Annotated in this window: 23 protein-coding genes; 4 read left to right on the top strand and 19 right to left on the bottom strand. The window is 30.5% G+C overall.

What is annotated here, in order from left to right; translation table 11 throughout:
- Nucleotides 1-105: 105 nt before the first annotated feature.
- Both AC2TDS_RS01310 and AC2TDS_RS01305 read right to left on the bottom strand, forming a co-directional pair.
- Nucleotides 106-1512 carry a zinc metalloprotease gene (locus AC2TDS_RS01310; protein WP_484737326.1) on the bottom strand — a complete coding sequence of 469 codons (1407 nt, stop codon included), beginning with the start codon at nt 1510-1512 and terminating at the stop codon, nt 106-108.
- Nucleotides 1513-2172: 660 nt separating this feature from the next.
- Complete coding sequence (locus AC2TDS_RS01305) at nt 2173-2661, bottom strand: LytR/AlgR family response regulator transcription factor (protein WP_484737325.1); 489 nt, start codon at nt 2659-2661, stop codon at nt 2173-2175.
- A 136-nt stretch (nt 2662-2797) separates the two neighbouring features.
- On the opposite strand from AC2TDS_RS01305, the gene AC2TDS_RS01300 reads away from it, so the two are divergent.
- Complete coding sequence (locus AC2TDS_RS01300; RefSeq protein ID WP_484737324.1) at nt 2798-3010, top strand: hypothetical protein; 213 nt, start codon at nt 2798-2800, stop codon at nt 3008-3010.
- A 220-nt stretch (nt 3011-3230) separates the two neighbouring features.
- On the opposite strand, the gene AC2TDS_RS01295 is transcribed toward AC2TDS_RS01300, so the two are convergent.
- From AC2TDS_RS01295 to AC2TDS_RS01240, 12 genes are all read right to left on the bottom strand, one after another.
- Nucleotides 3231-4826 (bottom strand): hypothetical protein, encoded by a 1596-nt coding sequence (locus tag AC2TDS_RS01295; RefSeq protein ID WP_484737323.1) that lies wholly within the window; start codon nt 4824-4826, stop codon nt 3231-3233.
- A gap of 988 nt (nt 4827-5814) precedes the next feature.
- Nucleotides 5815-6924, bottom strand: coding sequence for an MBL fold metallo-hydrolase (locus AC2TDS_RS01290; RefSeq protein ID WP_484737322.1), 1110 nt, complete (start codon nt 6922-6924; stop codon nt 5815-5817).
- 81 nt (nt 6925-7005) lie between these two features.
- The gene (locus AC2TDS_RS01285; RefSeq protein WP_484737321.1) at nt 7006-7629 is read right to left on the bottom strand and encodes a Crp/Fnr family transcriptional regulator; all 624 of its coding nucleotides are present in this window, start codon (nt 7627-7629) and stop codon (nt 7006-7008) included.
- Between the two features lie 448 nt (nt 7630-8077).
- Nucleotides 8078-8455, bottom strand: coding sequence for a hypothetical protein (locus AC2TDS_RS01280; RefSeq protein WP_484737320.1), 378 nt, complete (start codon nt 8453-8455; stop codon nt 8078-8080).
- A gap of 107 nt (nt 8456-8562) precedes the next feature.
- The gene (locus AC2TDS_RS01275; RefSeq protein ID WP_484737319.1) at nt 8563-9156 is read right to left on the bottom strand and encodes a hypothetical protein; all 594 of its coding nucleotides are present in this window, start codon (nt 9154-9156) and stop codon (nt 8563-8565) included.
- A gap of 299 nt (nt 9157-9455) precedes the next feature.
- Entirely contained in the window at nt 9456-10181 is a 726-nt protein-coding gene (locus AC2TDS_RS01270) for a DUF4349 domain-containing protein (RefSeq protein ID WP_484737318.1), read from the bottom strand.
- Between the two features lie 357 nt (nt 10182-10538).
- The gene (locus tag AC2TDS_RS01265; protein ID WP_484737317.1) at nt 10539-10769 is read right to left on the bottom strand and encodes an antibiotic biosynthesis monooxygenase family protein; all 231 of its coding nucleotides are present in this window, start codon (nt 10767-10769) and stop codon (nt 10539-10541) included.
- Nucleotides 10766-11101: an avidin-fold protein gene (locus AC2TDS_RS01260; protein WP_484737316.1), complete on the bottom strand. Its 336-nt coding sequence runs from the start codon at nt 11099-11101 to the stop codon at nt 10766-10768. Before AC2TDS_RS01260 ends, AC2TDS_RS01265 begins: the two co-directional genes overlap by 4 nt.
- A gap of 121 nt (nt 11102-11222) precedes the next feature.
- A complete protein-coding gene (locus AC2TDS_RS01255; protein WP_484737315.1) occupies nt 11223-11669 on the bottom strand; it encodes an RDD family protein in 447 nt (148 codons plus the stop codon).
- A gap of 55 nt (nt 11670-11724) precedes the next feature.
- Nucleotides 11725-12204, bottom strand: coding sequence for a nuclear transport factor 2 family protein (locus AC2TDS_RS01250; protein WP_484737314.1), 480 nt, complete (start codon nt 12202-12204; stop codon nt 11725-11727).
- Nucleotides 12205-12678: 474 nt separating this feature from the next.
- Nucleotides 12679-13218, bottom strand: coding sequence for a hydrolase (locus AC2TDS_RS01245; protein WP_484737313.1), 540 nt, complete (start codon nt 13216-13218; stop codon nt 12679-12681).
- Nucleotides 13219-13351: 133 nt separating this feature from the next.
- Nucleotides 13352-14221 (bottom strand): hypothetical protein, encoded by an 870-nt coding sequence (locus AC2TDS_RS01240; RefSeq protein ID WP_484737312.1) that lies wholly within the window; start codon nt 14219-14221, stop codon nt 13352-13354.
- A gap of 1335 nt (nt 14222-15556) precedes the next feature.
- On the opposite strand from AC2TDS_RS01240, the gene AC2TDS_RS01235 reads away from it, so the two are divergent.
- Nucleotides 15557-16420, top strand: coding sequence for an ETX/MTX2 family pore-forming toxin (locus AC2TDS_RS01235; RefSeq protein WP_484737311.1), 864 nt, complete (start codon nt 15557-15559; stop codon nt 16418-16420).
- A 493-nt stretch (nt 16421-16913) separates the two neighbouring features.
- On the opposite strand, the gene AC2TDS_RS01230 is transcribed toward AC2TDS_RS01235, so the two are convergent.
- From AC2TDS_RS01230 to AC2TDS_RS01210, 5 genes are all read right to left on the bottom strand, one after another.
- Nucleotides 16914-17051 carry a hypothetical protein gene (locus AC2TDS_RS01230; RefSeq protein ID WP_484737310.1) on the bottom strand — a complete coding sequence of 46 codons (138 nt, stop codon included), beginning with the start codon at nt 17049-17051 and terminating at the stop codon, nt 16914-16916.
- 206 nt (nt 17052-17257) lie between these two features.
- Complete coding sequence (locus AC2TDS_RS01225; protein ID WP_484737309.1) at nt 17258-18355, bottom strand: trypsin-like serine peptidase; 1098 nt, start codon at nt 18353-18355, stop codon at nt 17258-17260.
- 146 nt (nt 18356-18501) lie between these two features.
- Complete coding sequence (locus AC2TDS_RS01220; RefSeq protein WP_484737308.1) at nt 18502-19146, bottom strand: hypothetical protein; 645 nt, start codon at nt 19144-19146, stop codon at nt 18502-18504.
- A gap of 4 nt (nt 19147-19150) precedes the next feature.
- Nucleotides 19151-20164, bottom strand: a complete 1014-nt coding sequence (locus tag AC2TDS_RS01215; protein WP_484737307.1) for a YHYH protein — start codon at nt 20162-20164, stop codon at nt 19151-19153.
- Nucleotides 20165-20198: 34 nt separating this feature from the next.
- Nucleotides 20199-20492, bottom strand: a complete 294-nt coding sequence (locus AC2TDS_RS01210) for an EF-hand domain-containing protein (protein ID WP_484737306.1) — start codon at nt 20490-20492, stop codon at nt 20199-20201.
- A 189-nt stretch (nt 20493-20681) separates the two neighbouring features.
- Between AC2TDS_RS01210 and AC2TDS_RS01205 the strand changes: the two genes are divergently transcribed.
- Both AC2TDS_RS01205 and AC2TDS_RS01200 read left to right on the top strand, forming a co-directional pair.
- On the top strand, nt 20682-21704 hold the full coding sequence (locus AC2TDS_RS01205; protein ID WP_484737305.1) for a sensor histidine kinase: 1023 nt from the start codon (nt 20682-20684) through the stop codon (nt 21702-21704).
- Nucleotides 21697-22362: a LytR/AlgR family response regulator transcription factor gene (locus tag AC2TDS_RS01200; RefSeq protein WP_484737304.1), complete on the top strand. Its 666-nt coding sequence runs from the start codon at nt 21697-21699 to the stop codon at nt 22360-22362. The genes AC2TDS_RS01205 and AC2TDS_RS01200 overlap by 8 nt, the downstream gene beginning before the upstream one ends.
- Nucleotides 22363-22610 lie beyond the last annotated feature (248 nt).

Genomic DNA, 22610 nt, shown 5'->3' with positions numbered 1-22610 from the left:
GGTCTTTCATTATGATCTTTAAGTGTAACTTTTGTTACAATAATCACCTAAAAAAAGTCATCTAATAGATCTTAAATGACTTTTTTTCTTTAAAAATTACGTAATCTAATTTCTTTTTTTATAAATCATTTTTCTATGCGTTTCTCCATTTTGCAAAACAGCTCTGATCAGGTTATATCCTTCTGGCAATTTATTCACTAATTCAAGCTCTGTTATCTCTTTATCATCAAATTCTTTTATCGAATAACTATTGCCAAGTATCTTTCCAAAACTAACGATTATACCTTCCTTAAAAACAATAGAAGTCGGGATATTACATTTTAGCGCTGTTGTCTTTGATACTTGTACTATTTTAATAGCCGTATTATATGGGTGCTCGTTAGGAATTTCATCCACGGAATAACTTTTTTTAACAATATCTGTATCGTCGCAATCTACAAACTGATAATCAAATCCTTTTTGAAATTTTATTTCAGTATCTGTATCATAATGCACCGATTCGCCCACTTCTTGGGTATATTCACCTGACAAAGGTTCGTACAAACTTTCAACAGTGGTTGCTACGTTTGCATAAACGGATACTATTTTTTGTTGTATTATATCGCGCATCCTTTCTCCTTGTCCAGCAGTAAAAACAGCATTTTCTAATGATCTGCAAGGCAATACATAGGAACTCATGAAATTGTTAGCGGGAACCATAGATATTCCTGTTACACAAGGGCTATCATTAATTTGACCTATATATGTCGAACAGTCTGAGCTAATTTCTGACTCATCATATTCACGTGAATATGAAGTATCATCTACCAAGTCATTTTTCGCAGCTAAATCACAATTTGAGCTATTCCAATTTTTATAGGTGTGATGTAATAAAAAATTGTGTGCTATTTCATGAGGTAAAGTAGAGGTTAGCAAATACTTACTATCTATTACACTATTTATACCTGGTTTATTTGCGATTCCAGCAATCCCTCTAGGGTCGTATTGACTATATCGTATTGCAGATGGTAAAAACACATTAAAAGAATCTTCTTTATACTTATGTATACTTTTCGTATACTCTACAAGTTCGTCAAAGGTTCTAGTACCACCAAAATACACTACCGACCTCCATGTACTATTTATTTCTCCGTAACCATTGTACTTAAAAAAGATTTTAAATTGATTGAATGTTCTATTTAAAATTGCCACTGCATCTAATAAATCATCTTCATCTATCGGTACGCTGCGTTCTCCATTATTTTCATTAATTACATGAAAATATATATTGAATACGTAGTTTGTTTCCGTATCTCGATGATAAACAGTATTACGCTGATTGTTTTCAATTTGAGTTTGTACGGTTTCAACACAGGATAGCGCTGGAATTTGATTGCTCCCTATGTATTTTTCTACTTCATTTAATTTTAATGATTTTTTTTGTAATAAGTTCAAGATTTCATTTTGGGCGACACTAGTATTGCAATAAAATAAAAGTATTGCAATGAATAGCAGGGGGGCTGTCTGTTTCATTTCAAAACAAGTTTAAGAATAATGATAAATTAGGGGACCATCTTTATCAGAATATTTTATAAAAACATTCTCATAAAAAATATTTTCAAAAGCTTAACACTTTATTTTACAAATCATTAACTGTTAAATCAATGATTACGAATTCGCGCCAAACATAACGATTATTTACTGAAACACAAAATTTTAACTTATATTTTCATTAAACCACCTGTAGACTTAAATATAATACAGAAAAATGCTCTTTACTTTGAAGAAAATTCAAAAAAACTTTTACTATAATCTGTCATAACTAGTTATCTCACTTTGGTTGACTAAAGTCTTATGTGAAAACTGTTACTTAAAATTTCATTATTTTCTCCTTAATTTTATCATGGAGATCACGGGAATATCAATTTTGGCGAGAGTCAAGTCTCATTGTTATTAACATTCGTTATCCTCTTTTTGTTCTATCTTGATTTATCTTTAAATTTAATATATTACAAACTTGGAATAATTATGCAGATTAAATCTATTTCATGAAGATAGTTCCTCTGCTACTAATTATGATAAATAATTACGAAAGATTTTTATTTTATGTAGAAAAAAAAAATATGTGTAGTCGTAAAAGTTGCCGTCAAAGATTAATAAATAATTATTTTTATTGTACGAAGATTTAATCACCTATACCCTATCTAAAAGCGATTTTCTATATGATTTACCAATTGGTAATTTGGTGTTGTTTTGCAACATTACTTGATTGCCGTCAATCAACTTTAACGTATTAAAATTAATAACATATGATTTATGTATACGTAAAAAGTAATCAGGCAATTTTTTTAAAAATTCTGCTAATGTATGTGGTGTCAACGTCATTGTATCAGTAAAAATTTTCACATAGTTGCGGTAAGCTTCAATATATTGAATGTCATTAAAATTAATTTTTATGATTTTTTTATCACTTTTCACAAATATGGATGTTGTAGTTTCTTCCTTATCGACTATTATGTTTTCATTTTTTGAAAATAATTTTTGCTCTACTATAATGACTGCTTGCAAAAAACGTTCTATCGAAAATGGTTTTAATAAATAGTCTGTTACAAATAATTCAAAGCCTTTTACTGCATACTCTGGGTAAGCAGTAGTAATAATCGCATTGGGTTTTTGTTGCACTATTTTTAATAGACCCAATTTCTAAAGACTTGCTGTTAATTTTGAATAATAAAACGATAAAAACTTTAAAAGTATTGATATAGAAATTTTAAAAATAAACACAGGAAGTTATTTATATTTACTTAAAGAGGCCATTATGATCTTTAAAATAACTCTTGAAGGGAATAAAATGTATTTGATAACTGAATCTCAAGGTATAAAAAGTGAACTTAAACAAAAAAAGGAAAATTCAGTTTATGACACTACTGTTGGAGCCGTGTTAACTAAAACAGAAGGAAATGAAGATAGTCTTCAATTTTCCCAGAACGGTTTTACAACTACCATTAACAAAGTTTCCTCAGAAAACTAAATAACTACAATTATCCAATTAAAAATTCAAAACCTATTAAACAAGAATTGTGCAATAGAAAATCTATGATACAAATTAAGGATAAGGTGAGTACAATACTGATCGTTTATAATTCTCCACTATAATTACATCCATCTGAATTTTCAAAAAACGCCGTAAAGTATGTATGCTTTACGGCCTCTTTTATGTATAAATGCCTTTGTAAAATGATTAAAAGAATTTAGTTATTTCGATGTTCTACCAGAAAACGTTTTTCTTTAGATCCTTCTATTATAGGTTTAATTATAGGAACAAGTGTGTCTTTACGACCTTCCCATGCTAATTTTGGTTCATAATGTAGAAAATCGTGTTTCTGGGCTTGTAATTGCTTATAAGCCTCTAGATCATTAGTGCCTATCATTTTAGCCACTGCCTCAGTTACAGTAGCTAGACTTTCACCAAATTCTGCTAATTGTGATTTTTTAAGTCCAGCAAATTCACAATATAGGTTTCCTCCATAGATTTCTTCTACTTCTAAAGCTATTTTATGATGTATAGTAAGGATGGTTTCCCAAACGTTAGCGTTTAACGCTGATAAATTTTCACTTAAGTAATTTCTTTCTTTAGTACGATAATCTTCTACAACATCAACTAACCAACCTTTAAACCATAAACTCCAAAGGTCTTTAAGAGATGAATGATATTCTTCCCACTTGTTATCATATTTTTTCCCCTTTATCTTATCAGGGTTTTGCACCCTTCTATTCGGGTTCATGGTACTAGTAGTATTTTCTTTTTCAGCTAATTTTTGCAAATCAAGTTGAGATTCTTCACTTAATCCACCCAAAGTTCCGGTAATGATCTTTTGGATTACAATCACAGACAGCTTCATTACATCATCTTTAGGAGTACAGCTATTCTTAGTACATAAAGCTCCAAGGTTTTTAAGTGGGATACTGATAGAATCAACTAATTCTTCATAGTAAGCTTGTTCTAATCCTTGGTTATTCCTTAAATTCTCCAAAATAAGCTGGATATAATTTAATCCTAGCTTATTTTTATTTCCTGTAGCAACATCCATTGCCGTATGCATAACACTAAGCCAACACCAGTTGTTAAGCCATAATTCAGCTTTATCATAGGTCAATATTTTACGTTTACCATCCGTTGTAACTTTTATTTCAGATGTAGCAAGATATTTCATTCGTTGCTGAGCTCTGTTATACTTCGTGTTAAGTACGTATTCACCGTATTCTCGAGCTGTCATTGGGTGAGACATCTGTGTACTATACCCTGTAGGATAATCCTTCATACTGGCTACAAGTATGGTGTTTTTAAACAACGTAGGAGCATTAATATTAATACCTTCTTGATACTTAGCCGCTCCTATATTGATCCCATCATCAATGTTTTCCAAGTTTAATTGTTTATACATTTCCCCCATGTCTGGATCATTTATCTTGTACAACCAACTCGTTTCTTCTTTTGTTATTTCCTGATACATACCGATAAGCGTTTTAATAAGTATCTCACCCTTCCAATATCGATCATACCAAGCTAAAAGTGTTATTGGTTTTGCAACAGTTTCTTTGAGAAACTCCGCAAATTGTAGTCTAAATTGTTTTGCTTGTTCCGATGTTTTAAATAGTATTGGTGGTGTTACCAATTCCAATACATTACCAGAATCAGTTTCCAATTTAAGAGGAATAGGTCCACCTTTAGAATCTGGAATTATTTCTAGTCCTACCATAGGTATTTGCGCTACTTCTACATGCGTATACCCAAGGAAACTGCTGTCGTGTGTGCAAAATTCTATTTCAAATCCGTAACTTTCCATTTTTATATAATTTTGAATTATGATTAATTAACATTATTAGTTTATAATGCTTTCTTCAAGTAAAATAATGGTGACTTTGTGCAGTATTTAATGGAAATGAAATAAGTGGTTACATAAATGTTATGAGTGGTAAAATAGATGTTACATAGTTTTACTTAAGCGTAGTTATGTAAAGAAAATTTAGCTAATACCATTTTCTTGTACAGTAAATTCAAACAATAACTGGTATAATTTAATGTGGATAATAGTACAAGTTACCCGCTAATTTGGTTGTTAAAAATACGATCTAAAAAGTAGCTTTCCCCATCTTTTCAACGTGTTAAATGGAAAATAATGTTTTCTCGAAGGAAATCGAGAGGTTGTTGTTAGCAGGAACCATCCATGATAATAACGTCTTGAGTGTACTCCAACTGTCATCATTAATGTGGGTTTGACTAATTTTTTAGATCTAAAAACGTTAGGTTATCTTAATAAAAACCTTAGCAGAGTTTGCTATAGAAGAAAATACCGTTATATATACTCTTGAATATTTTAACCCGATTATACATTAGAACTTCATAATGAGAGTTAACAACACCATAAAACAAGTGCTTTATCATTTTCAGCATAGCATTGCTATGGTTAACATGGAAAAGTAAACGGAATGTTTGATTTTGTAGCGTTTTCAGTTTGGAAATATATTTTAAATCGATATTTATGAGGTCACTCGTATTTGCAGGTATAATACGATTTATAAATAAATATTTCGCATATCTATTATTTCTTTTGCAGCTATTTTTGCGTTATAAAACTTAACCATAGCTTGGCTATGCTAAAGTTTTATGCCTTAAACTAACTTAAAATAATTCAATACCTTAATACGAAATATTTATCTGTAAATCGTATAATACTTCTTTCATAAACAACTATTTGAAATGTTTAAATATATTCACAAAAAAGTAAGATGACCTCTTGGCTATCTTACTTTCATTAATTGTATACGTTTTGTTTATTTATATTGCTTTACCACTTCAAAATGATCATCTTTCAGTCGCCAAACACCGTCCTTCTCTTTTACCCATTCTTCTTTTGTAATTATACCTTCACCAACATTCATACTCCAATTTGATGATACATGAACTACGGTTGAGCTAACCTCTTTAACCAATGTATTTCTATATACTAAAAAACTTGCACCAGAAGCAACGAAAGGTCTCCAAAATTCATCAATTTCTTTGTGTCCTTTAAATGTTCCAAATGGTTTAGCATTCATAACAGCATCATTTGTATATGCATTTACACAGTAATCTACATTTCCTTTATTAAAGTTTTTAATCCAGTTATTACTTGCTTTTATTACTTCTTTTTCTGCGGTTGTTTGCTCTATTTTTTTAGGATTTTTAAACATTTTACCATGGCCAGGAACAATCCAATCTACTTGTTTTACCCATTCTGCTCTGTTTTTATCTAACGTTTCTTGGTCTTGTGCTATAGAGCCTTTTTCTGGACCAAACTGCTCATTCGACCACATATGTGTCAATAAATAACTACCTTCTTTTGTTTCAACCAACAGGCTGGCATCTTCATGAGTATGTCCAGGTGTTTTAATCACAAGTACACCTTCACTAATTTCATATTTATCTGGATGATCATTCCAATTATCATTTTTATAAGTTGCCCAAAAGTCTACAATAATTGCATTAGGAAACACCCCTACTTTTGCATTGTGGTCTGGATGATGATGACTAATGAAAATATGAGTTACATCTTCTCTATTCACTCCTAAGTTTTTAAGGGTATGAATGATAGTATCCCAATCACCTTCAGCTGTCATTCCGGGGTCTGTAATCATAATCATGTCCTTTGTTCTAATAAGCGATATCGTACTTGCTACTTTTCTTGCTCCATCTGGTTTTGCTCCTGGTAAAAAAGTTTTTCCTTCAATAGGTTTCACATAACCAGTATATAGCACATCTATAGTTGGAAGGCCTTTATGTATATATGGATTATCTTCTTTATGTGCATGTGTGTCCGAATTATGTTTGTTTTTTTCTTGTGAATTACATCCAACGATAAAAAACGATGTGAATATTAAGATTGATAATTTTTTTAAAATCATGACATATTATTTTAATGTTGTATGTAAAATTATACACAAGTAGCATTAAGTTTCTGTATCAAAAGATACAAGTCATTAATATTATCTAATAATCCGAATTTGTTTTTGTCCTAATTGTAGTAGATTTTCTTTTTCAAGTTGTTTAAGTAATCGAGAAATAACAACTCTTGTGGTACCAAACTCGCTCGCTAATCTTTGATGAGACATACCAATAGTATCATGATTTTGCTCATTAGCCTCTGCCCTAATATACATTAAGATACGTTTTTTTAGGTTATTAAAGGCCAATTCTGAAAAGTTAGTCATTAGTATGTTATAACTTTCGGAAAAGGTGTTTATCGTAAAATTATGCCATGATTTGTATTTAAAAGACCAATCTTTTACAAAACGTACTGGAATATTTAAAATTGTAGTTTCTTCTTCTACGATTGCTTTTACAGTACTTTTACAATCTTGAAAACATGCAGACAAAGAAAGTGTACAGGTTTCAAAACCATTTAAATAATATATCAGTATTTGTCGATCATCTTTTTCTTGAAATACTCTGACTTTTCCTTTTAAAACAATTTTTAATACTTTTATATATTCATTTTTTTTAATTAAAATATCGCCTTTTTTATGATCAGAAATATATGCATCATTGATAATGGCATTTTTTAATTCCTCTTCAGTTATCTTTATTCTATTAAAAAAAATTTCAAGCATTTATTTTTTTGTTTTACAATCACTTTACTAAGTATCACTAATCGCTAAATTATAAAATTATGTGAAATAAATGATGCATTGCCAATGTAATATTACATTTGGTACCGATGATTATTTGAAACCTGTCAATAAGTGAAAGGAAACTAAGAGGTAATTCCAAATTCCAATCAGTATAAAACACAATCTTAGTTGCAAAGATATGGTGTCATTATGTTTTTCCGGAGTGACTAGCTGATTTTTAAAAAGATTAAAGTAAAATTATCTGGATCTCAGGTTTTCAGTAAAATCATCAATAACAATAAGATCTCGAATGAACACGACCTGAGAATACGAAAGTGTATTTGCTAATTTATTATGTCTATAAACCTTTGAAAACACCGACTAAATGCGGTAATAATTGTAGTTAAATATTCATGGTTACTCTATTATATTTACTTTCAATATACATTTAAATACTATCCAAAGTTTTCCAGCCCAGAATATGATATTGGTCGATAATTTTATCATATTTAAGTCTAATTCCAATATTCTTATCATCGGATTTTAGTATCAGAATTACATCTGCTTGATCATTTCCAAATGGACTTTCAAAATCACCTTCTTTAATCTGTACCTCCAATTTGGTAGTGTTTTTTTGTAATTCAGTTATTTGTTTGCCTAAACCTTTTCCGATAATTACAATATCCGAAATCTGTTTATCAACCGTTGTAGAAAATTCAAATTGAGTAAGTTTATTCCCTATTTTAACGATCCTTTCAATATCTATTTCATTTTGTTGACAGGATATCAGAAATAATAACATAAAAAAATTAAACAATCGATTCATTTATAAATAGTTATATCGTTTGCGAATTAAAACTGCCGTAATAAAACGTTATTATGCATTTTGACCAATATTGGTGCGTCATTTTTATTTTTTATGGAGTATTGTATTTATTTATTGTTTTCGATACTTTTTAGTATTCCGCTAATTGGGGTTATTTGTACTGAATTACTCTCTTTTACTAAATAAAAAATATAGCTGCTATTTGTTCCAACGATTTCAACGTTAGCATTGTCACCATTAATGAATTTCAATTGGTCGTTATACTTAATTTCTCCATTTTCTATTTTTTTTGATAATCTAACGCCTTTTCCAATTCCAGTACCCACATAGAACCCAAATAAACCAATCGAAATCATAAACATGAAGGTACCTAAAAGACTGGACTCTATTTGTTTCACTGTTAAATCGGTCTCTAGTTTAAATGATTTTTTAAACCAATTGGTGTCTTTCTTTTTTACTAGAAATTTAGGTAACATAAAAACAATAAAGAGTATTACTAAGAAAACCCCTATACTTAATATACTGGAGGTTATATGAGAAATCGGGCTAATTAGTACATCTAATATATTAGAGTAATTTAAAATATCAATTCCGATTTGGTTATAATAAAGGGTTTCGTTTAAAATACCCATTACGATCAAATAAATATAACCCACAGATAGAATTCCTTGGGTTTCTTGTAATGATTTAGTATTATTCATTCATTTTTCTTTTTAAAATTTCCATTTTGCAGTACTGCTAATACCACATACCAACTCTAAATATTCCTTGTTTAGTACAATACATAGAGATATTTAATTGCTGTACTATACATCAAATTCGATATACGTTCACGTCATTGCTCTAGACATTGGGTTTAATCTCTTTTGTTTAATAATTGTTCAAAAAATTTTAATTTATCTATAGCTAGTAGTGTAAAATAGGCTGCTAAGGTCAAGAAAAAGAAGGAAGCCATAAGTCGTAAATAAATTTTAACCGTCCATTCTAATGCCACCTTTACTCATTGCATCACTCCTATTTTAATCTCTTTGCCTTCTAGAAGGGAAAACTTCACGGTACAAAATTCATTTTCATCATCAAAATCACCAAGACTTACTCCAAGTCCTTGAAGTTGATGTTCAATTTCAAGAATTCTGTTTTCCAATCCCATATATTCTTCTATTTTACCACCTTTTGATTTTAATTGGATTAAGGAAGTTCTTATTTTCTCTAATGACTGCTTTTTAGCATTGAGTTCTTTGTATTCGTTGGTTTTATCTTTTTTTGTTATTTGTTTCGCCTGTACCCTTCCTATCGTTATTAACTGATTGTATAGCGCTTCAAAATTTTCAGGGGGTACACCAATTACTAAATTCAATTTTCGATAACCTTTATTACCGCTTTTTTGTTCAAACTGAATTAGAGCATCCAACTTTTTAATTGTTGTTCTTGAAGACTTCTCTTCTTCTTCAAAATTTGACGATTTCGTTTTAATCTCTGCAATTTTTTCATACTTCTGGTCAATTTTTACTGCAGATTGATTGGCCGTACTTGATTTTACCTCATATCTTTTGGTAGCATAATTTTTCTTTGAGTTAGAAAGGTTATCAAAAAACCGGGTTTGATGGGTTGTATTATCGAAGGTTTTAGTATAACCATATATTAACCTGAAAATGAATAAAATGGCAAATAAAATTAGTAGCCAAAAAATTATTTTTTTGAATCTATTCTTAAATGTTTGTTTCATGTTTTTATTTTCATTTCGCTTGTTCACAACAGAAATCTGTGCAAAAATTCCCTTTTCACAACTAGTGCATATAGGGTTTAATATCATTGTAAATTAAAATTACCATAATACCCCTTTTTATTTTACGTCCATTTTAAATCACAAAAGGTATAAATATACGTGATTTTATGCAATTTAAAATTGGGTCTATTCATAAATAATGTACTAATATAATATCAAAACTTGTTACCTCGTTTTCGTGAAAATATCTCTACCGACAAGACTACTTATAATTTAGTTTAACAGTGTTATTTTTTATTTATGTTATTTTCAAATATTATTTCATAATGTTCAACCGTAGGGAATGGATCATAATAATCATGTAATAATTCCTTCCATTTCAGATTTTCTAAAGCCTATTTCATGACTTTCTAAATTTTCCCAATCGACTAACAAGATATATTGATTTTCATATTCAAGACATTTACGTAGTGTATGTTCTATATATCCTTCAATTGAACTAATATACTTACTTGCTAAAGCAAAGTCTTGTTCGAATTTATCCTGTAAACCTTGTTTTACATTTAGCACTGCTACTTCAAGTATCATATTTCTTGAAGTATTGAATTTCCTTTTGATTTATCTCCTGAAGTCCATTGCCAAGTTTCATACAATCGTACTTTTCCATTCTTCATAATTTCAGGTTTAGAAAAACAAATCCCGGTCATTAATTCTCCTTTTGAATTAATTTGGTGATAGCGCATTTCAATTTGCCCACTTTTATCTACTAATCCAATTAAATGGCCTATTTGAATGTGTCCTCCACTGTATGTCGAGCTAATAATATTTCCTTTCTGTTTATATTCGAATAGGATTTCATCTGAGATTTCTCCATTTTCAGAAATGGAAATTGGTCTAAATTTTTTATTGTTATAATTCATTATACTTTGTATTATAGCGAATAGTTTATATAACCATTTTTACGATTTAAATAGGTCTAATCCGTATTAGTTACTCTTTGAAAAGACTAATAAAACTAGACAGTTCATTTATAAATCGTTTTTAATTTTTAAAATCAGACTTCTTTACCACAGTTGTATTTGCCCAAACATCTCCAATTCTTTGATTTTTATCCGAGTTTTTAATAGTAATAATGCCAACTAGACCAAAGAAAAACATGTCAATAGGATCAGCTAAATGTCTTTTAAAGGATTGACTAAAAGACAATTTACCACCATTATCAAGCAAGGAAACAGGTTTTAACCTAACCAATGAATTTCCAGGAGTAGCCCCAAACCATTGTTCAAACCCAATAGTCATTATTCCCCAAAACATCACTGGTACTAGCGCAGATAATCCATTTACTGCATAACTACCATCATTGTTAGGCTCTCCGAATAGGTATACATAGCTAAAGAAAAAAGCGAAAATGATTGTATAATCAACAATTCCAGCTACAATTCTATCCCCTAAATAAGATTGAGTTGCAATTTCCTTTACGTTATTCATGATTCTTTTTCAAATGTTTATGGGTATCGTATAAACCCCGTTTTACTAGGGTTTCTTATTTATTAGGTGTTGTTCGTTTGATAAAATTATTTAATTTTCCATTAATAACTACTTGAATTTTATTCTTCATATATGGAGTCCACCCCATTAAATATCCACTCAGCCCCATTGCTTGTCTCGACCATTTCCAAAAATCAAACGTATCAATATGTTCAATTATTTTACCATCTTTAAATTTAAAATTGGCTTTAATTTTGTTTACTACCTCTCTTTTTTTGGGTCCAAACACATATGCTGCTTCCCAATTGGCAATACCCTGATCATCAAATTCTTTTATATTATTGAAACTGATTTTTGTTTTCTCTGTTCGTATGGAGAGTAACATTTCCCACATTTTAAATGCTCTAATTCCGTGTAGTTTCCCAAAAACTGGATCCATGAAAGTAATATCCTCATGATAACAACTAATCATATCTTCAAAATTACCCTTAGCAAATGCTGTATAAAATTTATGTATTAGTTCCTCGTTATTCATATTCTTTAGTTCTTAATTTTACAGATGATATCATTGTCAGTTATGGGTTTAAAGTTACTTAATTTTCAGATTAAAAACTGACTAACGCTAGTTAGTCAAATACGCCATAATTGCGGTTATAAGTGTTGAACTAAGCTCTGTACTTCAGAGGCTTTTTTCAACAAGCTAAAAATACTTAAATTTATCAATCAAAATTAAATATCATGTGTAAAAAAGAAAAACTTTATAAAAAATGTTTTGCTAACGATACTTAAGAAAATCCACCAAAAAATAGATAGGCATTAATCTATGGGGTTTACTAGAAAAAACATAAGTGTTCATCATGGACTATAGCGGTAGCCCTATTTTTAAGAAATTAAATGTATTCATTACTCACACTATTGAAACCCCATTTCCTCTCTTACTGTAAGCTTATCAGTTACTTATATGTATGAATTTGGTCTATCGGTATACTATATTTTTAGTAAGTGTAATCTATTTTATCAAAGACAAAATTTCTTTAAACTCTTTCCGTTTTGAGTGTTTCATGAGTTCATATAAACACATTTCTATATTAGTTATGTTAATCCCTTTATTTGTGAACTTATGCAGGGCAATATCTATGCTTTCTTTTTTTCTAGCTGATATACAATCTGCTACAACTTCAACGTGATAATTATTCCTCTGTAAGCCTAAAACCGTTTGATAAACACATATATGAGCCTCTATTCCACATACTAACCAGTTTCGTTTATTTAGTTTGATAATTTCATTTTCCATTTTTTCCTCATGCAATGCATTAAAAAAGTATTTATGAATTGGTTCTTGTGTACTTAATAATTCTGACAATTCAGGAACGGTTTTCCCTAGTCCTTCTGGGTACTGTTCAAGCCAAACAATAGGAATCTTAAGAGTTTGACATCCTTTAATTAATTTTTCAATATTAGTGATCAATTTTTCGCTATCAAAAACCATTCTTGCTAGTTTTCCTTGTACATCAACTAAAATTAATCCTGTGTCTTTAATATTCATCATATTCATAAATTTTTAGAATAAAGCTCAACCAACGAGCTAGGTGTCTTTTTTATCGATATTGTAATAATTAAAAATCAGTAGCAGTATGGCGGAGCGATTCACTCCATTAGTATTGGCATGTATATTGGTTCTTTTATGATTTTACAAATAAACTATCTGCTCTAGTTTCATATTCAACAGCTGTTAAATTGAAAAGCTCTATGTAAGCATTTTTCGGATTCTCATGTTTAGTAGTAATAAAATGCTCTATGCCGTTAATAGTTTTCTTATTAATTCCAAGTTTAGGATAGACTGATCTCAAGCAATCATAAGGGGATTGAGTCAAAGAATCGTTACTGATTTTAGCAAGTTCACGATTTAGGTCAAATATATCATTCAATTCTCCGTCTTGCTCTGTTGCTTTACAAATAGCGAAAACAAGAATAGTACCCGCGCTATAATTTAACTGTGAAAATCCATTGGTATGGGGCGTTTCTAAACTTATTTCCTTCAATTCCTTAATACTTTCTACGAGGTATTCATTCAGATAGTCATTAAAATCTTTTTCAGATAGCATTCCGAGACGCTTCAAACCGACAAGACTAATTATTTCAGCATCTCCTTCGTTTATCCATCTCATATTATCTAATCCAAGTAAAGACGGCCGTATAAAGGGTTGAGGAGCATAATATACCATTTTGTCATAAGTCTTAGCAATAATAGTGACGTCTTTGAAGGAGCTTCTAACTTCTTTTTCTAACCACGAATATCCTGACTCATCTTTAACAAAATAAAATCCTTTAGGCATACTCCAAAAAGAATCATGATAGCCTTTAGTCTCTGGCCCTGTCATGATTCCAATTACGGGTTGGTCAAATTGATAATCAATTTGCCAAGAAGTTTTATCGGTATGGGTAATTGATATATTACCTTTTACCATACCAAAACCATTAAAGGTATTCACAGCAAAATATGCAAGGAATACTAAAACTCGAACAATAAAAATTGTTTTTATACTTTTCATTTTAATATGTTATTTATGAATGCTAAACTTTAGTAGTAAGATTAGTCGCGTTAGTACTGATTTGGATAAACAACATAAAACTGAATAGGATGGTTGTTTTATTTTTTCATAGTTAAAACAACCTTAGTAATTAATACCATTTACAAATTAAAATGATCTTGGTAAAACGCTTCTTTTTCCTTTCTTCTTCGTTAGAAAAAGAAACCATTAGCTAAGGCTTTATTACTTTAAATAAAGAAAAAATCAACATTTGATTTTACCCTAACTTCAAATCATATAACGGTATATTTATGCAATGGATGGCCACAGGTTCTACTTGTAACAAACACGCAGTTTTCACCATTAAACATTCATGTCTAATAAGTATTAATTTACTACAATTCAAAAACTTAACTAATCAAAGATAGCCAAATATAATTATTTGCTTTGTTATGATATGTTAAAATTCATCAACATATTGGTGGCATTATCATAGTCTATCTTCTTTCATACAAATAATCAGTTTTTTGCATCCCTCCTACTAGTTATACGATTTATAAATAAATATTTCGCATATCTGTTATTTCTTTTGTAGCTATTTTTGCGTTATAAAACTTAACCATAGCTTGGCTATGCTAAAGTTTTATGCCTTAAACTAACTTAAAATAATTCAATACCTTTTTACGAAATATGTATCTATAAATCGTATTAATGGTTATCAAAACAAGACTGAGAAGACACAGTTAACGAAGTGTATTTATACGGTTGTAATTGTGCCCAATGTAAATCTGTACAAAAATTCCATTCTTTTCATAATTATTGCATCTAGGATTTAAGTGATTTTATGCAATTAAAAAATGATTTGTATCAATTTGTGTGTTTTTTGCACCCAAAATAAAAAGATCTTCAAAATGCTAATAGCACACAAAAGGAAGGTGTCTAATTTTAAAAACCACAATGAATTCCATTAAAAAAAGCCGTTATAAACAACTATAAACAAAAGAATTACATCATATGTATCGCTATAGATCAATCAGTCAATAAAGCATATAGCAATGGTTTATCAGCAGGTTATATTCTTAGTTATGAGCCCTTTTTCTTCTTTTACACCTCAGATTCATGCTTTTGGATACAAATATTAAACGCTTATGATCTTTTTTCCAAATTCACCTCATTAGTTCTATAATTTTAAATTGTTAAATATTATGAATAATAAAATATAAAAACTTATGGTACAATAAGATTTTTTTTCGAAATCAAAACAACATATTTGATTGAGTAGCTACTATCAGGTTTTGATTTCAAAGGAGCTAGCTGAAAATCCTATTTAGAGTAAGCAAAAAAAATAATTTAATTATGGGAATAAAATTAGATATTGTTGCTGGATATAATCAAGCAACTTCAAGTGTAAATGCAAGTGGTTATGTACAGCATGTTATAACAGATGAGGAGAAGACTACTTTTAATATTGGAGATAAAGAACTTAAAGACAGTGTAAACGATTACTTTGGAAAATCTCCGAATGATGCTTATTTACATAGCGATACACCATGGGGAGATCTATATAAGAAATATAGTTGGCCTCAAGTACAGACTGTATTGGTTGTTGAAAGTGCAAAAATAATAGGAATATCTTCTGAGCCAGTAATTGTTAAGACTCAAGAGTTTAAAAATAATAGTTCTATTAAGGGAAGCTTTAAAGTAGACATTACAGAGTCTGTGAACAATACTGTTTCGTCAAATTGGAGCAATACAAAAAAGATATCTGTTGGGCAAAAGTTTAAATATGATGTTTCATTTTTAGGCGCCGGAGGAGGCGGAGAAACATCTTTATCATATGAAGAGTCATGGGGAACTGGAGGTTCTGAAGCAAAATCTTTTACTGTTGGATCTTCATCTGGAGTTACTGTAGAATTGGATCCAGGTGAAGCCGTAACAGCTAAATTAATGGCCAGTAGAGGAACAATGAAAGTACGTATCAAGTATAAGGCATATTTAATCGGTTCAACTGCAGTTAATTACAACCCTACTTATAAAGGTCATCATTTTTGGAGGTTAGGAATTGATGCCGTTATGAGAGCAGGAAAAAAAAGTAACTTATTAGAAACTACAGAGGATATAGAAATTGGATATTACTCAAATTCAAGTGTTGAATTGGTAAATGCCAAAAGCGGTAAGTTAAAAATGTCAAGATCTATGGCAGATGTCCCAGCAATTTAATTAACTAACGTTATTTAAAAGGGAGAGACACAATAGGTATACCTATTGTGTCTATTTTTTAATACATAATTTGAAACTTCTGCTTCTTTACCTTTATAGTGCTCCACTCTAAACAGCCTAATACAATACATTTACGATGGTGATACGACTAAAAGCTTGTTTATACTTCGATAAACTTGTTAGGTTTACTCTCACTAACTCAAAGATCAATATCAATATAGAAAACATCAGATTCTTCGTAATAAGATTGTACGTGTTTATCATGTACATGCAACGTAACTTCAAATTGCATCATGTAAAAAACTAACATACATGTTTTTAGATAACATTACGACATTTTAAAAATCACTAAACGTAGCCAACTTCATTGCTTTTTAACTAACGGTATTACTAGGTTTATTTTACTTTCTAAAGTGCATTCAAAATGGACTACTTTACTTTTGTAGGTATCGGCAACTACTTGAAGTGAGTATATACCAACATCTAAGTCTATTCATTTGAATTCTCCTTTGTCATTACTTAGCTGAGCGATATCTGTAGATGAGTCCTTGTTTTTGTTTAGCATAACTGCTGCTTCAGCAATTGGAGTTTTTGTGAATTTGTCAATAATTTTTCCAGTAATTATATTCATAATGGTAAGATATAAAAAGATCTGTAGTAAATTGTAAAGAGTATTTTAAAACTACAACAAACTTGACCCTGATTTTTAGTTTATAAACTAATATAATATACTTCATTATAGGTAACGCAGATTGTCTGAAAGGTTATGAATAACGTTATCTATATTTTCAATGACATCTTTTTAGACAATCTGCGTTTTGTTACATACAAAATATTCTATTTATACTTGTTTTTCCAGTTCTTAAGGTTTTTAAACACCGCAGACGTTATTCTAGTTGCTGAATTTCCGAGAGAAGAACCATTGGTATGAATTCCAACAGCATAACGTTTTCCATTTTTATATTTCCAAACAGGAGAACCACTTTGTCCACCGGCAGAATCAATATTATAGATCAATGTTCTTGGAGTAACCAACTTAATTCGTCTACAATGCCACCATTGTGTTCCACTAGGCTTATCACCAGGGTATCCAGATAAATTCACCTTTAATCCTAATAGGCTAAAAAAGTTATAATTAGCATAACCAAAATACCCTACTGTGTTTCCTAATTTATTATTTTTAGGTAAAATTATAGCACCATAATCATTGATCCTCTTTTTGCTTTTTGTCCATCCTTTTACTGAATGAAAATGGCTAGACGTAGAGGAACCATAAGGCTTACTAGTGCCATTTCGACCAGGAATTACTTCTATACTTTTTGCCCATCCGCCATGTTTGTGCATATATACCACATGTCCGGCAGTAATAACGGTACGTGGTCCTATAAAAAAACCTGTTCCTATCCAATTGGTACCATCTTTGGCCTTAATTTTTAAAGAACAAATAGCTCGCCAAGGATATTTTGTAGTACCGTGTATTTTTTTGCGATCATCTTTACCAATAACAACTTCTTGCACCATTTTCTGACCGCTTTCCGTACGCATTAATTCAGCTAGGTCTGTATCACCATAACTTCCATAATAGGCATTTAACGCCTTTTTTTCACTATTTTCATATCCACTTTCTTCTGTGTCAACCACCGAATAATCATATCCTGATATTTTTTCTAAAGTATCTTCTTCAGCGCTCACAGCAACCGTTTCATTCGTTGCTGAATAACCTCCTTCAAAAGGATCTTCACTGTCCCTATTTTCCTCTTGTTTTGTTTCACTTTCGTTGCTTACTTCTTGATAATCATCTAAGGTAGCTTCCTCGTTATTTTCATCTGTAAATTCAGTAAACTCATTTTCAGAATTTGTTTGAACTCCATCAAATGACTCTTCAAATGCTACTTCATTGCTTATGACTTCTTTTGTGTTTTCATCAATTTTCATTGTTTTGTTAATTTAAATGTTATTAATTTTTACTACAAATTGCAAATTGTAGCCACAAAAATACAGTCTAACAAGTTGTAAATTAACAGTTTATACACTAATTATCATATAGGAAAACCTCCAGTTTATTTGAGGTGAACCACTATTTATGGTGTTACTAGATTGAGAATTGATTTCTTTTTTTGCTTATAAATAAAAAGTAATAAACCTCCTGTACAAAGAATTCCGAAAACAGAAAATAGGTATCCAAAATTGAATTGGTTTGTTCGTTGATTCCCTAGTAATTTATACCCTTGAGAAGTATTGTTAAAACTCATTAAATAACCATTTTTAGCGTTTAGTATTTTTCTAACTGATTTTTCACTATTTTCATTCTGAAACGTAACTACCGTATGTTGATTTGCATTCTCTTCAAGCATCGTAATATTTGCTCTCAATTGTTTAAATGCTGTCGGAAAATCGGGAATTAAAAATTTAACATCGGTTTGATGGTTTCCTAATTTAATTCCACCGGATGCCAATGTCACTTTGGTACCATCAATGCTCATGTTAACACTTCTTTTTAAATACTTTATAAATACTCTTTTATACTCTTGGGTACTTATCGTATTCCAATTCATATCTGGATATGCCTTAGTAAGGGCGTTGTGTACCCCTGCTTGTGCAAATGATACTTGCATTACCCATATTCCTCCAATAGGTTTTACTAATACGGAGGCGGTTTCTGGATTATGAGCGTTAGTAGTATACATACCAAACACCAATGCTGTTAATACCAATAGCTTTTTCATTTTATTATTGATAGGTTAAAGAATCTTCTGCTGATACTCCTTTTAAACAAGTAGGAAGATTAGGAGCCGACGAATTAGAAGCATGATAATGATAGACCCCATCAGGATACTCAGGGGTTGCTCCAGTATGCCCTTGGCATTCGTCTAAATCAGAAGGCAATGTTCCGTTTTCATCTTTAGACGCATAAATAGGGTATCCATCTTTAGAAAAACCAACAAAAGCGACCTCACTTTGTGTAAAATTTGTACAACTCACCTCGGTAATATCATAGGCTTCAAATACTTTATTTATTTCAGCAGGAGCAAAATGTAAATGATAATAGCCAAATGGATCCATATGCCCACCACAAGGGTCGATAGCAGGAATAGCAGCATTCGCAGACGTACCGCTACTCATGCCAGGAGGGCCGTTTACTACTGATGGTGGATTTCCTGTTAAAGGGATTCCATGATACGATATACCTACATGCTCTACCACATCAATTTGATTTACCGATGTACCTATTTTGGGAACTGCAGGAATCAGATACGTTAATTCTAAATCATTATTAGGTGTAGCCTCTAAACAGCTAGAACCCGATGGCATCGCTCCGCTACCTGGATCAGCAATTCTAATGTTTCCATCTGAATCTACAATATCATACCCGTCAGCTTCCATGGCATTCCAAAAAGCGGCATTTAAAACGTTTAGTCCAGCATTCGTAGCCCCATCATAAATTCCAATTCCAGCAATATCATCAATTGTTTCCGGACAATAGGGGCCATTTTCTACGGGATTGCTTTTAAATACTAATTTATAGCATTGGGCTGTTGTTCCATCTGTTAACGTAGCATTTACCAACTCAACGGAACTTAACATATTATCTCCATTTAATAACTCGGCATTAAAAACATGATTTGCACTGTCTACTTCTTCTACCGTGGTTTCTTCATCGTTAGAGCACGATATATAACTCAATGAGAAAATAAGTAAAGTGAATGTACCTAAGAGAGTTATGTTAAAAATTGATTTTTTCATAATTAAATATTAATTAAAGTTAAACAACTGTCTATTATCTTCTTGAGCGTTGACTCCTTTCTTTGGGCTTTGGAGCTTTTGCAAATTCTGTTTTTGAAATAAACCCATCTTCATTAGTGTCAATTTTTGAAAAATGATTTTGTAAAGGCCCTTTTACTTCCTCTTTTGAAAGTTTATTGTCGTTGTTAGTATCCATTCGTTTCAATAGCTCATCAAACGTTGGTGGTTTTTGCCGTTGTCGTTGGTTAGATTGTGCTTTTAAACTTACTATTCCGAAGAAAAAGAAGATCACTACAACCATTCTTGTTTTACATCTATTGGGTCTCATATCTTAAAATTTGTGTCTCACTATATGACATCAAAGATGGGATTTAGATTAATGTATATTTTGGGTTTTCAGTAAATGAAGGAAATTTTTAAGTGAATGCAGTATCACATTCAGTTAAAAGTGATTATAACCATTGTTTCGAGTCATTAATTATTGATATAATTTATTTATTTTAGTTTAATTTGTACTATGAGCAAACAAAATCGAATTTTACTACAACTACTTCTTTGGCTAATTCTTGCAATGATTATGGGGACTTCGCAATTTGGGAAGTGGGTATTTATACTGGAAGCATTTGGTATTTTTGTAGCCCAGAGCATTTTTACGATAGTAACGGTTATCTATCTTGTTCCTAAATTACTGTTTAAGAAAAAGCTTGTGCAGTTTATCATATTAGGGAGTATACTAACTATAGGGATTGCCTTTTTAATTATTATCATTTTTCCGTTACCAGAAATTCCGAATTTAATGTTAGAAAACATGAGGCCAGGTCCACGCAAACCTTCACGTTATTTAAACCACACCCTAATGTTAGGGTTTTCTTTTATTTTAGCAACAGTGGTAGAAAGCGTTAATTTTGCCATGGAAAAAGAAAAAGAAACAATCCAGAATAAGAATGAACAATTACAAACAGAGTTGAAATTATTGAAATCTCAGATAAACCCACATTTTTTATTTAACGCCCTTAATAATATTTATAGTTTATCAGTAACAAATTCACCTAAAACACAACAAAGTATTAGTCATTTATCCAATATGTTACGCTATGTTTTATATGATTGTGAACAACATTTAGTAAGCATACATAAAGAAGTATCTTATATTGAAAACTACATAAAATTATTTAGCTTAAAAAGTAGTAAACCACTTGCTATTACAACCAATATTTCATTAGAAAACAATTCTGTTCAATTATCTCCGATGCTGTTTATTCCTTTTATAGAAAATGCTTTTAAGCACAGTTCTATTGAAAAAGAAAAAGATAGTTTTATTGATATTTATTTAACAGCAACGACTGCAACGGTTCATTTTTCAATACAAAATAGTTTTCCGAACTCACCTAAAGAAAAAGATATGGTTGGAGGCATTGGCTTGGAAAATGTCAAAAAAAGATTGGCTATTTTGTATCCTAAAAAACATCAATTATACATTAATACAACCGATGGTGTTTTCGATGTAAATTTAACACTAAAACTACCTAACAATGTTTAAAAGTATCATTATAGATGATGAGGAATTGGCAAGAACATTGCTGAAAACATACATAGATAAAACGAAATTTTTAGAATTGATTGACTCTTTTGATAGTCCGGTCGATGCAATGGAAATACTTCATAAACAACAAATTGATATAGTTTTTTTAGATATACAAATGCCTGATTTGAAGGGTACTGAATTTGCAAAGCTAATACCGCCAAGCACCAAAATTATTTTTACAACAGCCTATTCTGAGTATGCATTAGATGGATTTAAATTAAATGCGTTAGATTATCTTTTAAAGCCAATTACTTTTGAGCGTTTTTTACAAGCTGTTAATAGAATAGAAATAAAAAGTAATACAGATACGTTTATTACCGTAAAATCTGGTTATGACTACTATAAGCTACAACTTACCGATATTTTATATATTCAAAGTGATAGTGAATATGTTGTTTTTTATACAAGTGATAAAAAAATAATGAGTCATCAAACTTTAAAATCGTTGGAAGCCCGTTTACCAGAATCATTATTTATGCGTGTACATCGTTCTTATATTATCAATAAAAATGCAGTTACTTCTTTAGTTGGTAATGATGTAACCATTCATGGTGTTAACATACCTGTAAGTACGCGGTATTTTGAGGCGGTTAAAAAGCAACTGTTTTCATAATGCATCTTTGTTATGCTCACTTTTTCATTACACTAATAAATACTAAAGAGTGGCTGAACAAGAACATGCCCCACAATTACATCTGATCAATAGTACCCAAAAGGTTTTTGTTCTAAAACAACATATAAACCTTATTGACAATAATACTTAAAAAAGCATATTGTAGCTTTTTGTTTGATGGTATTAAATACCTCTTCAATTCATTTTCAGTATAATTTTAAAAATGAGTATTTGGTTCTGAGTTTTCT

The sequence above is a fragment of the Tenacibaculum profundicola genome, from assembly GCF_057220795.1.
Note: the sequence above shows the minus strand (reverse complement) of the source record. Positions and strands in the feature narration are given on the sequence as shown.